The organism is Bartonella bovis 91-4, assembly GCF_000384965.1.
Classification (GTDB): domain Bacteria; phylum Pseudomonadota; class Alphaproteobacteria; order Rhizobiales; family Rhizobiaceae; genus Bartonella; species Bartonella bovis.
The window spans coordinates 1,019,210-1,035,824 of sequence record NZ_CM001844.1; the positions used below are offsets into that span (position 1 = coordinate 1,019,210).

The window sequence follows — 16,615 nt, forward strand, 5'->3', positions numbered from 1 at the left end:
AGCTGCAAAACTATCATTTTAATTTTACTTTACGCGCTTAACTTTAATAATTCTTACAGTGTCTATTAGTTGGAATATATCATGCGTACACCTGGCTGGCTAATTATTCTTTATTGTCTTATCCTTTTAAGCGGCATTTACGTTGCATTACCTAATTTGTTTTCCCAAGAACAAATTAAAGATTCTAAATTCTTGCCTAATACCCATGTGACGCTTGGACTTGATCTCCAGGGAGGATCTTCTCTCTTACTCGAAGTTGACGTAAAAACATTAAAGCGTGACCAGTTACGCACAATTTTAGATAATGTACGCACAAAATTGCGTGAACAAAAAATTCGTACATCAAATATTCGTATCATCGAAGATGACATTATTATTGTTGTCTCCGATCCTACACAAAATCAAAAAGCCGTCACTGCTTTAGAAACATTGGTCATGCCGATACAAAATAGCTTTGGTACTACAACCAATGATATTGCTATTAACACTGAAAATGAGAATATCCGTGTAACATTAACTGAATCTGGTATTAAGGATCGTATTAAAAACACTGTCGAACAAAGCTTAGAAATCATTCGCCGCCGTATTGATCAGATAGGTGTAGCAGAACCTGCTATCCAAAAAGTGGGAACTAATCGTATTATGGTTCAATTGCCTGGTCTTCAAGATCCGAAACAATTACGTGATCTTCTAGGAACAACCGCAAAAATGACCTTCCACCTTGTTCCTTCCAATGTAGATGTAAACACCCCACCTATAGGTGTTTCAATTCTTCCTGGATATACTGATGAAAATCAACATTATGCAATTTATGATCAAATTGCTTTGGATGGAAATGTATTAAAAGATGCACGTGCAGGTTTCGACCCACAAATGCCAGGACGTGCTATTATTTCATTCACCATGAATTCAATTGGCTCTAAAATATTTGCGGAAATAACACGCAAAAACATCAATCGCCCCTTTGCAATTGTTCTTGATAACAAAGTCTTAACCGCTCCTGTCATTAATGGCGTTATCCCCAATGGACAAGGTCAAATTACAGGAAACTTTGATATAAAAGAAGCATCAACCCTTGCTGCTCTACTCCGAGCTGGCTCTTTGCCCGCACCATTAATTGTTATTGAAGAAAGAACCGTCGGACCTGATCTTGGTGCAGACGCTATTAAAATGGGACTTTATACAGGAATTATAGGCTTTATTCTTGTAGCCATTTTCATGTTCCTTCTATACGGTATTTGGGGCATTATCACTGATATAGCTTTAGCATTGCATACTATTTTAACTCTTGCAGCGTTAAGTCTTCTCGGTGCTACACTCACCCTACCAGGTATTGCTGGTATTATTTTGGGTATTGGCATTGCTGTTGATGCTAATATTTTGATTAATGAACGTATTAAAGAAGAAAGCCGAAAAGGTGTCAGTGCTTTTGCCGCCTTAGATCGTGGATTTAAACAAGCTTTTGCAACCATTGTTGATGCCAATGTTACTGCGATTATTGCAACCATTTTACTCTTTTGGTTTGGTAACGGTCCTGTTCGCGGTTTTGCAATTACAATGTTGCTTGGAATTATTATCTCTATGTTCACTGATATCACTATGGTACGTATCATCATGGTGTGGGTTGTTCGTAAATGGAAAATAAAGACATTGCGTATTCAACCCTTTTTTGACTTTACCTTACACAATACAACTTTCCACTTTATGAAAGCCCGTTTTATAGGTATTGGTATTTCAATTATTTTATCACTTTCTTCAATTTTTCTGTTCTTTAAACCTGGTTTAAATTTCGGTATTGATTTTATTGGGGGCAGCCAAATGAGTATAACAACAAAGGTGCCAGCAAATTTGGCCACTTTGCGCTCAACGCTTTCCACTCTTAATATTGGTGAAGTAAAATTGCAAAATATTGACAATGAACGTACAGTTTTAATTCGTATCCAGAAACAAAACGGTGATGAAATACAACAAACCATTGCTATGGATAAGGTTAAGGAAGCCATACAGAATATCTACCCAGATGCTATATTTGATCAAATAGAAATTGTTGGCCCTAAAATTTCAGAGGAATTTGTCACAGCTAGTGTTATTGCTGTTATCCTAGCAGCAATTGCTATGTCGCTCTATATTTGGTGGCGTTTTGAATGGTTTTTTGCAGTTGGAGCAATTGTTACACTTATTCTTGACATCACAAAAATGATTGGTCTTTTTGCTTTATTTCAATTTGATTTTAATTTAACCGCTATTGCCGCTCTTTTAACGATTGTTGGTTATTCGATTAACGATAAAGTAGTTGTCTATGATCGAATGCGTGAAAATATGCGTCTTTATAAAAAAATGCCGATGTATCAATTGATTGACCTCTCAATTAACCAAGTTTTTACACGCTGTATCTTCACATCAACCACTACAATATTAGCTATGCTGCCTATGGCATTGTGGGGTGGAAGTGCTGTTTATAATTTTGCATTGCCTATGGTCTTTGGAATTATTATTGCGACATTATCTTCTATCTTTATTGCAGCACCTATTTTATTATTGTTAAGTAATTTGGGTATAAGCAAAATAAAAGAGAACGTATAAATCATACAATTCTATAAATAACAAACTAAAACAAAATGGTGCATCAATTTATATGGCGTATCATTTTTCTCTTTTTATTTTCACACAATGGTTGATTTAAGATTTAGGGCATTATTAGTCTACCCCTCTTAACAGTCATTGCACTACGCAAGAATCCTTATCATTGCGCAAATGTCTTTTGTATTTTCTTTTTTATCTCTGCAAGCATATTATTTATTTTAGTAAAGAGAATCTTGTCAACTTTCTACCGCTTTTAGAGACATGATTAATGATCATGCTAAGCAAATTTATTATTGCTTTTTTCATTATTAAATATGCAAATAATTCTCAATATTAATGGAAATTCTAATCTAAAATTTGTATTTACTATTTTTAAAAATCAATCACGTTGTGATGAGTGCTTACAGTTATATTTGCAAATACGTTGCGTTTTTCCTTAATAAAAAAGATAAACTTGTAATTGTAGTGGAAAATTAATGTATTTTGTCAATAAAATAATAGCAGATAAAATCAAAACGATTAGCAGCAAATACCATAAAGCAAAAAATTATTGATGCAACCAATTCTAAAAAGACAATCAAAGATGTTATTTTACTATCGAAGTAGAATAGTGCATAACCAATATACTCAACCTTAAAGCTTATGCACTACTTAAAACAAAAACAGCCTATTTTACTAATTGATGTGTAGCCATTGTAATGATAATGACAAAAAGCACTTGATATATATTATGGAAAATGTAGCGAGATAGCAATTTTGCAATCGAGATGAGTAAAGTCATAAAATTAAATTTATAAAAACTATGAATAAAAACCCACAAATGGATAAAGAAGTGTGAAATTAAAAAAATTTATATGGCCATTTATCGGCATCCTAACAATGCTGATATCGATCCGCATTCTTTATATAAAGCTATCAACTATTTTTCTTGTTGATGTCCTGGATCGTTTAGTCGATTTAAAGATGCATCAGTGGTTACTGGCCTTTTTTTGCTCACTTGTCGCTTACGCAGCTCTTGCTGGATATGACCGAATTGCCTTACAACATCTTGGTCGTAAAATTTCTTGGGTATTCATCGCTATTTGTTCATTTACCACTTATGCACTTTCACATAATATCGGCGCTTCAGTTTTTTCTGGTGCTGTTGTTCGCTATCGTGCTTATAAAATGAAAGGACTAAGTGGAACAGAAGTCGCAATATTAGTTGGCTTTTGTTCCTTTACTTTTGCAATTGGAACAATTCTGCTCTTCGGCGTCGTTTTAATTCTGCAGCCTGAAATTATTACACTTATTTACGAAGATCTTCCCGTATGGCTCGGTACAATAATTGGCGTAATTTTACTTGCCTTTATAGCGTTATACACTTTCGGCAGCTGGTTTCAGTTAAAGCCTTTACACATAAGCAAAAAAATTCAACTTTCTTATCCTCAGCTTAAAATTGTCATCCAACAGCTTCTAATTAGCCCATTAGAACTTTTAGGAGCGGCGGGAATTATATATGCTGTACTGCCTCATAATGCTGATATTTGTTTTATTTCTGTGCTCGGCGTTTTCCTTGCATCTTTTACCATTACCCTGCTTTCCAATGCCCCCGCAGGAGGAGTAGGTGTACTTGAAGCTTTATTCATGGCAGGTATGCCTCAAATAGATCCTACTAACGTTATTGCAGCACTTATTGTATTTAGAATGTTCTATTTGATTATACCACTTATCATTTCACTGTTCTTTGTAGCAATTTTTGAGATTCACCAATATCGGAAACGAATGCAGCATATTTCGCCTGAATAAAAAAGCTAACCCCACTTTACTTTTTTTGTGCTTAAAAACAAAACAAGAATTATACTAAATTTAACTAACACTGAAACCAATATATTTACTCAATTTTATAGATGCACAACATAACAACACACTAAAATAAAAGTGTATTTTTTACGGTTACAGGTACAAATTTCAATTTAAAAATAATATTTTGTACAATGTACTGACAGATCTCATTTTTTACATAAATATGCAAAAAATCACAGAATGAATACTGTCTTTTTAAGGTAAAAGCTTTTTTACAATTTTATATATTCGTCAATTTTCATTTAAGAACTTATTAAAGCCATAGTATTAGTATAAACAATAAATTATCTCTCTATTTCTTGACTATTGATAATAAGAGAAAACTTGGCTATCCCTTCGTTTTCCTAAATCATCACTTCATTTTCTATAAAATTAAGTGGAGAAATGAGTACTTTAGAAATATTTCGACGATCCATTTCAATCACTTTAAAACACAAACCTTCAGTTTCAAAACTTTCACCCTCATTTGGTAAATGACCAAAATGCCAAAGCATAAATCCTGCAAGCGTAGTATAACGATCTGCCTCATCAACAAAATCACGCTCAAGATAACCACTCAAATGACGAATGTCCACACACCCCTCAACAAGAAAACTTCCACCTTCAAGTCGTTCTACTACAACAGGTTCTTCATCATCATCAGGAAAATCACCAGCAATCGCCTCAAGAATATCTGTCGGTGTTGCAATACCTTCAAAAGATCCATGCTCATCAACAATAATCGCAAGCTGGATCGAAGAATGGCGTAATTGTTCCATCAATCGTAAAACACTTGTATTTTCGTGAACAACAAGTGGTTCGCGCATAGCTCTTTGCCAATTAATCTTTTTATCTTCAGCCCAATTTAAAATCAGATCCTTAGTTAAAGCAACTCCAACAAATTCATCTACTTTTTCGCGTGCAAGAATTAAACGACTATGTTTAACTTTTTGCAATTCCTCACGCATCTCATTTTCATCACCATTCAAGTCCAACCATTCAATCTCATTACGGGGCGACATAATAGAGCGCACAGGGCGATCAGCTAAATCTAGAACACCGCGTATCATTTCTTTTTCTTCCGGTCGAAAAAGCTCAGAAGTAGCTGCTTGTTCAGCAATGACATCTACAGTCTCACTAAGATTACCGTCTTTTTTTCCGCCTCCTAAAAGCCTTAACACAGCATCGGCTGTCCGCTCACGCAAATCATTTGTTGTAATCATCTTTTCACGATTATGACGCCCAATTTGATTCAAAACTTCAATGAGAACCGAAAAACCTATAGCTGCATATAAATAACCTTTTGGAATATGAAAGCCCAATCCTTCAACAATGAGAGTAAAGCCAATCATCATCAAAAAACCAAGACAAAGAATGACAACAGTAGGATAACGACTAATTAAGCGTACAATGGTGCCAGATCCCCACATCATCACACCCATTGCAACGACAACCGCTATGTACATAACCACTGCCTGATCTCTGGCGATCATACCTGTTGCAGTAATAATACTATCAAGAGAAAACACTGCATCAAGTACAACAATTTGGACAATCACTTGCCAAAAAACAGCATAAATAACGCTAGTTTTCCTTTCATGTGCTGCCCCCTCCAACCTTTCATGTAACTCCAGCGTTCCTTTTGCTAACAAAAAAGCTCCACCACTAATTAAAATGAGGCTATGCCAGCTAAAACCAAAGGATGCGATAGAAAAAATTACTTTATCAAGGCTTATTACCCAGCCAATGACCATGAGAAGGCAAAGCCGCATAATTAATGCTAAAGTTAAACCTACCAAACGCGCACGATTACGCAAATGTAATGGCAATTTTTCTGCTAAGATTGCAATGAAAACGAGGTTATCTATTCCCAAAACAATTTCGAGAAAAATTAACGTAACCAAACCAAACCATACATGGAGATCAATGATCCATTCCATCATAGTTCATCCTTTGAAAAGGTTATAAAAAACTTAAACGCGCATCGTTGATGAAACAAATTCATAAGCTTTCATTTGCACAATTGATCGATAGCATTGAATGCAAATAAGCACCCAAAAGCAGGAAGCTACAAGGCATTACTTAAACTCATATGGTTGTTGATAAGATTCATAGAATGAAAGAAAAGCTTACACCGCTTAATATTATAAGAAAATTCTTCTGAATTTTGCTCGGGCATTACGCTCGACAATCCTTTAGCTATCGTCCTACATAGATAATTAAAACATTTATTAGTAAAACCTCTTATAATGGATATTTTTGTACAAGATCAAGAGGAAATACTCTATAAAACTTATATACCTTACCTGTTTAGCTATATAGACTTTATCATCTTACGCAAAAAACAATAAAACCATCTAGACATCCTCCTCTAGGAACGTTATAGAACCGCTCATTCTCTTCTTTTAAAGAAGAGTGGGTGATTAGCTCAGTCGGTAGAGCAGCTGACTCTTAATCAGCGGGTCGTGGGTTCGATTCCCTCATCACCCACCAGTTGTTCTATATGAATTTATCATCAAATCTGGTGATAATATCACGATATTTATTTCTATTAAAAATCGAAATTCTTCCCTATTTTAACCAACAACTTTCAATATTCATTATGCTTGTTCTCTTATAATTTTTATAGCAAAAATGCATTATAAGATTCATCATATTTAAATAATAAAGCAAACTGGATATTATGACAAAACTACGAATACAATAACCTTCTCAATAAAAATAAACTAATAATGAAAACATATTTATGAATGTTTAAATAGACTATATTAATTCTTATTAAGGTTTGCTGATCATAACTCATTTCAGCATATATTCATTTTGCCAATAAACTTTACTCATAAAAATATAGCAAGTAAAATAGTTATAATTAAATTTCCTTTGTGTAGAGAATATAATTATAGCTATCACTTGAATAATAAATTTTCACGCTATCTACCAGTTATCAGTTTACTTTACAAAACTAATTGGTAATTTGTCATATTACAATTGCCAATTAACTTATTAAGAATGATAGCTTAAAGTTCATAGTTTAACTTCTATTATTCCATTTGAACAAAATAATGCAGCCTTACCAATCTTATATTCACTTTTTTTCTCTATGAGCCATTTGATCTTCAAAGTCATTAAAAATATCTTTCTACTTTACGACTCACTTGTATCATGCTTCCATATGAGAAATTGTCTTTTCGTTAGCGTAACTTAGTCTTAAATAATAAAGGGGATCTCCTAAAAATGGATTATAAACCAAATTTAGATGAAGATTATCAAAAGGAACTACAACGTGGACTAGATAATCGTCATGTGCAACTTATTGCTATTGGTGGTGCTATCGGAACAGGTCTCTTTATGGGATCAGGAAAAACAATCAGCGTTGCAGGTCCTTCAATTATACTAGTTTACGCTATTATTGGTTGCATTCTCTATTTTGTAATGCGAGCTATGGGAGAATTGTTACTTTCCAATACACAATATCGATCCTTTATGGACTTTTCATCTGAGTTACTGGGACCAACTATTGGTTTTTTTATAGGGTGGACTTATTGGTTATGTTGGATTGTAACCGGAGTTGCAGATATTATTGCTATTATCAGTTATGCACAATTTTGGTGGCCTACACTCAATCCATGGATTCCCGTTCCTATTTGTATCATTTTCTTCTTAATGTTTAACCTTGTAGCAGTAAAGTTATTTGGTGAACTTGAATTTTGGTTTGGTCTTATCAAAATCATAGCAATTCTGGTGTTAATTATTGTTGGATTTTATATGATCTCTATCGGTTTTACCTCCCCAAATGGCACTGTTTCCTCTCTTGGTAACGTATGGAATGATGGAAATATTTTCCCTCGGGGGATTACTGGATTTTTTGCTGGATTTCAAATTGCTATTTTTTCTTTTACTGGTATTGAACTGGCAGGAACAACCGCAGCTGAAGTTAAAGAACCTGAAAAAATATTACCAAAAGCAATCAACTCAATACCTATTCGTATTGTACTCTTTTACATCTTCTCTCTTGTTGTGATTATGTCGGTCATACCTTGGAATCAAGTTGTTCCAGATAAAAGTCCATTTGTAGAAATGTTTTTACTTGCTGGTATTCCAATCTCTGCTGGTATAGTCAATTTTGTTGTTCTCACATCAGCAGCATCTTCCGCAAATAGCGGTATTTTTTCTACTAGCCGTATGATATATGGCCTTGCCACTAAACAGGGAGCTCCTGCTCTTTTAGGAAAACTTTCCAACAACCACGTCCCAGCTAATGCATTAGTCTTCTCTTGCCTATGCATTTTATTAGGCTACACTTTTTCATCATTATCTCCAACAGCTATAGGTGCTTTCACAATCGTTACAACCATTTCAGCAATTTTATTTATATTTGTATGGTCCGTGATTTTAATCAGTTATATTACTTACCGTCGCAATTATCCTACGCAACATGCTACATCCACCTATAAAATGCCAGGAGGCGTTTTTATGTGCTGGATCACTCTAGCTTTCTTTGCTTTTATTATTTTCTTATTGACGTTAGAATCCGATACCTTAGCAGCTTTAAAATACACATCATTTTGGTTTGTTTTCTTAAGCTTTATGTACTTTATATTTGGAAAGAAGAATTTTATCAGACACAAAAAATAAAGTTTATGCGTAAAAAGGACATCGCAAAAAAGAATTTTTTGCTACCCAGTTTATATTTATCTTTTTACATATAACCCAACAAAACTCAGTTACGCTTCTTATCAACCAAAGCATTAGAGCTAATCCAAGGCATCATAGCGCGCAGCTTTTTACCAACCTCTTCAATAGGATGTGCATCATTTAAACGTCGAATACTTTTAAAACGGGCCGCACCAGCTTTATATTCTTGCATCCAATCTGATGTAAATTTACCTGTTTGAATATCTTTTAAAATACGTTTCATCTCTACTTTAGTTTTATCCGTGATCACGCGTGGACCAGACATATATTCCCCCCACTCAGCTGTATTGGAAATTGAATAATTCATGTTCGCAATACCGCCTTCATAAATGAGATCAACAATCAATTTAACCTCATGCAAACACTCAAAATAAGCCATTTCAGGCGCATAACCTGCCTCTGTCAATGTTTCAAAACCTGCACGAATAAGCTCAACAAGCCCACCACAAAGAACAGCTTGTTCGCCAAAAAGATCTGTTTCACATTCTTCTCTAAAAGTTGTTTCAATCACACCGGTACGTCCACCACCAATACCGCAAGCATAAGACAACGCCACACCATGCGCATTACCCGAAGCATCCTGTGCAATCGCAATTAAGCAAGGAACACCCCCACCGCGTTGATATTCGCTACGCACTGTATGACCTGGACCTTTGGGAGCAACCATAACAACATCAATAGTTTTTTTAACCTCAATCAAGCCAAAATGAATATTCAAGCCATGGGCAAAAGCAATCGTTGCTCCATCACGTAAATAATCATGAACATGCTCTTTATAAATATCAGCCTGCAATTCATCAGGTGTTGCCATCATAATAAGATCGGCCCATCGTGCTGCTTCAGAAACATCAACAACTTTAAAACCATCAGTTTTAGCTTTTTTAGCTGTTTCCGATCCTGGGCGTAAAGCAATTTGTATATTTTGAATACCAGAATCCTTTAGATTTAACGCGTGTGCACGCCCTTGTGAACCATAACCGATAATTGCTACTTTTTTTTCTTTAATTAAATTAACGTTGGCATCACAATCATAATAAACACGCATAAAAATATTCCTTTATATCTATATTTAAACTGAAGCTTAAATTTCTTTCACTCACATAAACAACCAGTAAAAAATACTCTACGTATTTTGCACCTTACAAAGGCTAAACTTTCACTCATAATAGGACAGTAATTGAATAATTTTTAAATTCGTATATTGCAAACAACAAAGCTTTAAATCTGGAGAACTTTTTTAAAATATACTCAGATTTCAAAATAAATAGCAAAACATCATAATAAACATAATAGCCTAGTCATATTTGGCATTAAAACCAATCTCATCTACCCTATGATAAAATACAACTGCTCTAAAATAATTGATAACCATTTGTATAGTTCCACTTAGTTAATAAAAATAATTTTTAAAATCTTATTCTTATCTTTATTTTCAGATTAAATAGTAAAATATCATGTCAAACACCTGATAACAATTACAAAAACACTGGCTATACAATAAAATATTTTCCTCTACCATAAATTGGTACATTTGGCACATTGTAACATTTTGATTCCGCACTTATTAAAAGTCTATTTCAAACTGAAATCAAACATTCAATTCACTACTTGAAATAGAATTATTAAAGGGAAATAATACCAATCGAGATTTTTCAATGACTATGATTTTGAATAAGTCATAAAAATAAATAACTTTTCTAATTTACAGAAAATTTCACTCCACATAAATAAAGTAAATATAAGTAAAAATTTATACTAACAAACGGGTGAATCGCTGAACAGTCTCATGTATTCCATATTCTAATGCATCAGCGATCAGCCCATGGCCAATGGAAACCTCATCAAGCCAAGGTATTCGGTCAACAAGAGCAGAAAGATTAAAAACTGTCAGATCATGTCCTGCATTGACACCTAATTGCAACTCTCTAGCTTTTTTAGCCGCTAATACAAGTTTATCTAACTCCTGCTCCTGTTTCTTCTTATCTTTAAATGCTCCACCATAAGCTCCAGTATAAAATTCTACACGATCGGCACCAATCGTTTTAACAATGTCAAGGTCATCTACAACTGGATTAGCAAACAATGATACACGAATTTTTTTTTCTTTTAAGCGTTGTACAATAGGTGTTAAAAATTCCGCATCATTAGAAAAATCCCAACCATGATCAGATGTCGACTGATCTGGATCATCAGGCACAAGTGTAATTTGATCAGCATATTTTTCTGCTATATCTAAAAACATATCACTTGGATAGCCTTCAATATTAAATTCAGCAGTGGGAAAATTATTGTTAATTAAAAAACGTATATCTGGCAAATCGGAAAAACAAATGTGTCTTTCATCCGGTCGTGGATGAACAGTTAACCCTACTGCACCAGCTGTAAGTGCTTTATACCCAATATCTGTAACACTCGGCCATGGCAGATGACGGCGATTACGCAAAACAGCAACAGCATTGAGATTAACTGAAAGTTTTACTGCCATGCACGCTTCCATTTCTATTAAATTTTAAAGATAAAGAAAAATATAATCCCCTATAAGATCAAGCAATAAAAATTATTTCTTATTTTATCGAACAATTGTTAACTGTTTTGCTGCGCGCGTAATCCCTGTATAAAGCCAACATGCAGTCATATCACGAAATGCAAAACTTTCATCAAATAAAACCACATTATCCCATTGAGATCCTTGAGCTTTATGAACAGTCAATGCATACCCATAATCAAAGTCGTCGTATCTCTTTTTTATTTGCCATGAAATTTCACCTTCAGGATTTTCAAAAATTGCTTTGAGAAGTTTAATTTTTACAACTCCCCATTCGCTTTCTTCCGAATTAACAAGAAGATGAATACTTGGCTTAACAAGTTCCTTCTTTGAAGTCATAACTGTCCACAAAGAGCCATTTAACAAACCTTTTGTTGAATCATTGCGCAAACACACAAGCCTGTCTCCAATCTGCGGATATTGCTCTATAAATCCCTTTAATTCACGCAAACGTTTATTATAAAGATAGCGCGTTCGATTCATCCCTACCAAAAGTTGATCAGCATCTAATACTAACTGTTGATCAAGCTCTTTACGCTTAACAACACGCGCCAGCCCATAATCACCATAAGCAATATCACGCCCCTCACGTACATCCATAGCTAAGCGAATAATTGGATTATCATACGCTTGTCGATGAATTTCTGATAAAAGAAAATCTGGTGTACCACCAGAAAAAAAACCACCTCCCGATATGGGAGGCAACTGACCTGGATCACCAAGGACAAGAATTGGAGTGCGAAAGCTCATCAAATCGCGTGCTAATTGTTCATCTACCATCGAACATTCATCGACAACAACGAGCTTAGCTTGCGCGATTGGACTTTGTCGGTTTAATGAAAATGTTGGTGTTATAGATGTTTTACCTGTTACCTCATCTGAAATTTCTTGCTCACCACGAGGACAATAAATCAATGAGTGAATAGTACGAGCATTACTCGCCCCTTTAGAACGCAAAACTTGCGCTGCTTTACCTGTAAACGCAGCAAACTGAACAGAACCATCTATTGTTTCTGCAAAATAGCGAGCAAGTGTCGTTTTTCCCGTTCCTGCATAGCCAAAAAGGCGAAAAACAGGAGAGTTCCCGTCTTTCAACCATGCGGCTACAGCCTTCAGCGCATTATCTTGTTCTGATGAAAACTGCATAGTTTATCAAGACAAGATTCGCACAAAAAGAGCAAGCATTTTGAAAATAAAAACTATTATCAAAGATAAGCCTATTCCTATAGTGTTCCTAAAACCTCAGCTCATTTTTGGAGTCACCCATTTGGTATATTTCAACAACGTAGAATATTACCAAATTGATTAATGTTAGATAGCCTTCTAATAATTTAAAAAATTAAAATAGTCTATCGTCATACTAACAACTTTTGCACAAAATATTTTCACCACTTTACAAAGCCTGTACCTACCCACCGCCTATTACCTCTTTTACTTAAAACTTATTCTTGCTGAAGAAAAATACTCCTATTGACCAACAAATAACCAAATCAACACATAGTATAAACGGCAACAATTTTTATATTCTAAAAATAACTCAATGATATATTTTAAATACCTGACTCATCATCAACTCAAAACCGATATGCCAATTCCTATTAAATCATGATTAGGAATAGTGAAATAAGCTAAAATAAATTCTCAATTGAGTATAATAGATTTCAAACTCCTTACACAAATAATTGTCCTGTAACAGGAACAGCATTAGAAACTACTTCATCACTGGCCTCATCAGGCAACAGCATATCATTATGTGCACACCCAGACGGGATCATAGGGAGACAATTTTCTAAATTATCAACACGGCAATCAAATAAAACCGGCTTATCGCAATCAATCATTTGCTGAATTTTATCATCAAGCTCATCTGGTTTTGAGCAACAAATACCAACTGCTCCATAAGCTTGCGCTAATTTAACAAAATCAGGCATCGATTCCATATAAGAATTAGAAAGACGATTACCGTGTAACAATTGCTGCCACTGGCGGACCATACCCATATACTGATTGTTCAAAATAAAAACCTTTACAGGTGTATTATGCTGAACTGCTGTTGCAAGCTCTTGAATATTCATCTGAATTGAAGCATCACCAGAAACACATATAACAAGCGCATCAGGATGTGCAATCTGAACACCAATAGCAGAAGGAAAACCATACCCCATTGTTCCAAGACCACCAGACGTCATCCAACGATTTGGTTTATCAAAACGGCAATATTGTGCAGCCCACATTTGATGTTGACCAACATCAGTTGTAATATAAGTATTGACATCTTTGGTAAGGGCATGAAGCCGTTCAAGAGCATATTGTGGCATAATAACATCTTTTTTTTCGACGTATATTAATGAATTACGTGCACGCCATTGATTAATTTGTGTCCACCACTCATCTCGAGTTCTCTTATTAAATACAGGTTGTAGTGCACGCAAACATTGTATTATATCTTTTAAAACATAGGCAGCATCCCCAATAATAGGAACGTCTACTTTAACTATTTTATTGATAGAAGAAGGATCAATATCAACATGTATAATGCGTGCATATGGTGCAAATGCATCAAGTCGCCCAGTAACACGATCATCAAACCGTGCACCAAGAGCTAACATTACATCACAATGGTGCATAGTCATATTAGCTTCATAAGTTCCGTGCATCCCGAGCATTCCAAGCCAATTTTTTCCTGAAGCAGGATAAGCACCAAGACCCATTAATGTTGAAGTAATCGGAAAATCCCCCAGTTGAACTAAATCACGCAAGAGTCCTACAGCTTCAAGTCCTGATGAAATAACGCCACCACCAGAATAAATAACAGGTCGTTTAGCTTCTGCTAAAAGATAAACGGCACGCTCAATAGCTTTTGCGTCCTCTTTTGGCCGAGAATGACAATGTATAGATATTTTAGCTTGAGGCGCCTTATAAACACCTGAAGCACATTGAATATCTTTAGGAATATCAACTAAAACTGGCCCTGGACGCCCCGATTGAGCAATATGAAATGCTTCATGAATAATTTGTGCAAGATCATCCACATCTCTAACTAAGCAATTATGTTTAGTACAAGGCCGCGTAATACTAACTGTATCTGCTTCTTGAAAACCATTCGTTCCAATCAAAGTTGTAGGTACCTGACCAGAAAAACAAACAATAGGAATAGAATCCATCAATGCATCTTGCAAAGGAGTTACAGCATTGGTTGCTCCCGGACCAGAAGTCACAAGCATAACGCCAACTTTTCCAGTACTGCGTGCATAACCTTCCGCTGCATGACCTGCCGCTTGTTCATGACGCACCAAAATATGCTGAAATAAATTTTGTCTATAAATTGCATCAAAAATAGGAAGAACAGCTCCACCAGGATAACCAAAAATATGTTTAACTCCCTGATCAATGAGGGCCTGAACGACCATTTCAGCTCCCGACATTATTTTCTCATCTGCTCTTTTTTTTGTTCTTGGATGATCCGTCATTTTTTCTACTCGCCTATTCTACAGCATAACAAAAAAGGCTCCAAAGGGGAGCCCATAGCATATAAGGAGAAAATATAATAAATCGAACTGCTTATCTTTACATACAACCACGATAAAAGCACTTCTATAGGCAAAAGTTTTAATTTCATTAATGTTATTCGTCAATTGAAAATTGCTTTTTGAAAAATTTTTCATTCAAAATACTCTCTTCTCCTTAAACAATTTTGATATTTTTCTCTACCCTTTGTTTTATGAATAAATAAGATTCCATTGGTCATCAAATTGGTTATTAAACCACGTCATTTGCCTTTTTGCATATCTCCTAGTTTGCATTTTTGCTTCCTCAATAGCATCTTTAAAACTTTTATATCCATCTAAATAAGCCATAAGCTCACGTACCCCTATAGCTTTCATCGCTGGCAGTAAAGGAGAAAGCATGAGTTTTTTCATAACAACTATTTCTTCTAACACTCCTCTTTCAACCATATGGTTAAACCGCTCATTAATGCGTTCATAAAGTAAGTGCCGCGGGGGAATAAGAAGAATTTTTTCTAAACAATCTTGAGCAATTAAGGATTTCGTTTTTTGCTTTTGCCACCAACTTAATCTTTTACCTGTTGATTCATAAACTTCCAAAGCACGAATAATTCGTTGTCCATCTTGTGGAGCAATTTTTTCACAAAGAACAGCATCAACCTGCAACAACTCATGATAAAGACTTTTAGCTCCTTCTTTACAAAGTCGAATTCGCCATTTTTTTCGTATAGCATCTGGAATAGAAGGGATTTCTGAAATCCCTTCTAAAAGTGCACGAAAATAAAGCCCTGTTCCACCGACAAAAATAAGAGGTTTTAGTGGGAATGCACTTAAAAGTTTGTCAACATCGCTCAACCATTGCCCTACCGAATAACTAAAAGCAGGACTCACATAACCATAAAGATAGTGTGAAGCGATCATGCTATCAGCTTTTGTCGGTCTTGCTGTCAAAATATTCAACACATCATAAATCTGCATCGAATCAGTATTAATAATAATAGCATTTTTTTCTTGAGCTATTTTTAATGCAAGTTCTGACTTTCCGCTTGCCGTTGGACCAGCTATCAATGTAACCATTCTTTGTATCATGAATGGAAGCCTTTTACATGCATTAATCAATCACTTAATTGTGATTGCTCATCACTAATATCAAATCCGGTATTTGCCTATGATGTTGTAAATAGAATTTTTCAAAATGTGAATACAAGAAACATTGATACATTTAAATAAAGAAAAAAAGCTAACGGTATTTATTCTTTAAAAAGGTAAAAACAAACAATACGATAGCTTTAGCAGATTAAAGTATTATGATTAATAGGTAAATTAAAATATTCTCTATAAAAACTTTTTCTTGTACATATGAACTTTAACTACAATAAAATATACTCTAAATGAACTAAACGTGAGAATTCACATACAGATACTGTTAACATCGTTGCATTATCTATAAATGATAACAGTT

General features: G+C 34.8%; 9 protein-coding genes and 1 tRNA gene. 4 read left to right on the forward strand and 6 right to left on the reverse strand.

Going from position 1 to position 16,615, the window contains the following annotated elements:
* The first annotated feature begins 81 nt into the window (after positions 1-81).
* Complete coding sequence (gene secD / locus BBBE_RS04515) at positions 82-2,583, forward strand: protein translocase subunit SecD (RefSeq protein WP_010701376.1); 2,502 nt, start codon at positions 82-84, stop codon at positions 2,581-2,583.
* An 834-nt stretch (positions 2,584-3,417) separates the two neighbouring features.
* Entirely contained in the window at positions 3,418-4,371 is a 954-nt protein-coding gene (locus BBBE_RS04520) for a lysylphosphatidylglycerol synthase transmembrane domain-containing protein (protein WP_010701377.1), read from the forward strand.
* Positions 4,372-4,772: 401 nt separating this feature from the next.
* Here BBBE_RS04520 and BBBE_RS04525 read toward each other — a convergent pair whose 3' ends face one another.
* On the reverse strand, positions 4,773-6,350 hold the full coding sequence (locus BBBE_RS04525; protein ID WP_010701378.1) for a TerC family protein: 1,578 nt from the start codon (positions 6,348-6,350) through the stop codon (positions 4,773-4,775).
* Positions 6,351-6,824: 474 nt separating this feature from the next.
* Here BBBE_RS04525 and BBBE_RS04530 point away from each other — a divergent pair.
* Both BBBE_RS04530 and BBBE_RS04535 read left to right on the forward strand, forming a co-directional pair.
* Positions 6,825-6,900 (forward strand) — tRNA-Lys (locus BBBE_RS04530).
* A 741-nt stretch (positions 6,901-7,641) separates the two neighbouring features.
* The gene (locus BBBE_RS04535; RefSeq protein ID WP_010701379.1) at positions 7,642-9,042 is read left to right on the forward strand and encodes an amino acid permease; all 1,401 of its coding nucleotides are present in this window, start codon (positions 7,642-7,644) and stop codon (positions 9,040-9,042) included.
* Between the two features lie 85 nt (positions 9,043-9,127).
* Here the strand turns inward: BBBE_RS04535 and ilvC are convergent, their stop codons facing one another.
* The 5 genes from ilvC to miaA form a co-directional block, all read right to left on the reverse strand.
* Positions 9,128-10,147, reverse strand: coding sequence for a ketol-acid reductoisomerase (gene ilvC, locus BBBE_RS04540; protein ID WP_010701380.1), 1,020 nt, complete (start codon positions 10,145-10,147; stop codon positions 9,128-9,130).
* Positions 10,148-10,852: 705 nt separating this feature from the next.
* Positions 10,853-11,587: a pyridoxine 5'-phosphate synthase gene (locus tag BBBE_RS04545; protein ID WP_010701381.1), complete on the reverse strand. Its 735-nt coding sequence runs from the start codon at positions 11,585-11,587 to the stop codon at positions 10,853-10,855.
* Positions 11,588-11,671: 84 nt separating this feature from the next.
* A complete protein-coding gene (locus BBBE_RS04550) occupies positions 11,672-12,793 on the reverse strand; it encodes an ATP-dependent DNA helicase (protein WP_010701382.1) in 1,122 nt (373 codons plus the stop codon).
* A 524-nt stretch (positions 12,794-13,317) separates the two neighbouring features.
* Positions 13,318-15,117, reverse strand: a complete 1,800-nt coding sequence (locus BBBE_RS04555; protein WP_010701383.1) for an acetolactate synthase 3 large subunit — start codon at positions 15,115-15,117, stop codon at positions 13,318-13,320.
* A 249-nt stretch (positions 15,118-15,366) separates the two neighbouring features.
* Positions 15,367-16,242, reverse strand: a complete 876-nt coding sequence (gene miaA, locus BBBE_RS04560) for a tRNA (adenosine(37)-N6)-dimethylallyltransferase MiaA (RefSeq protein ID WP_010701384.1) — start codon at positions 16,240-16,242, stop codon at positions 15,367-15,369.
* Between the last annotated feature and the right edge of the window lie 373 nt (positions 16,243-16,615).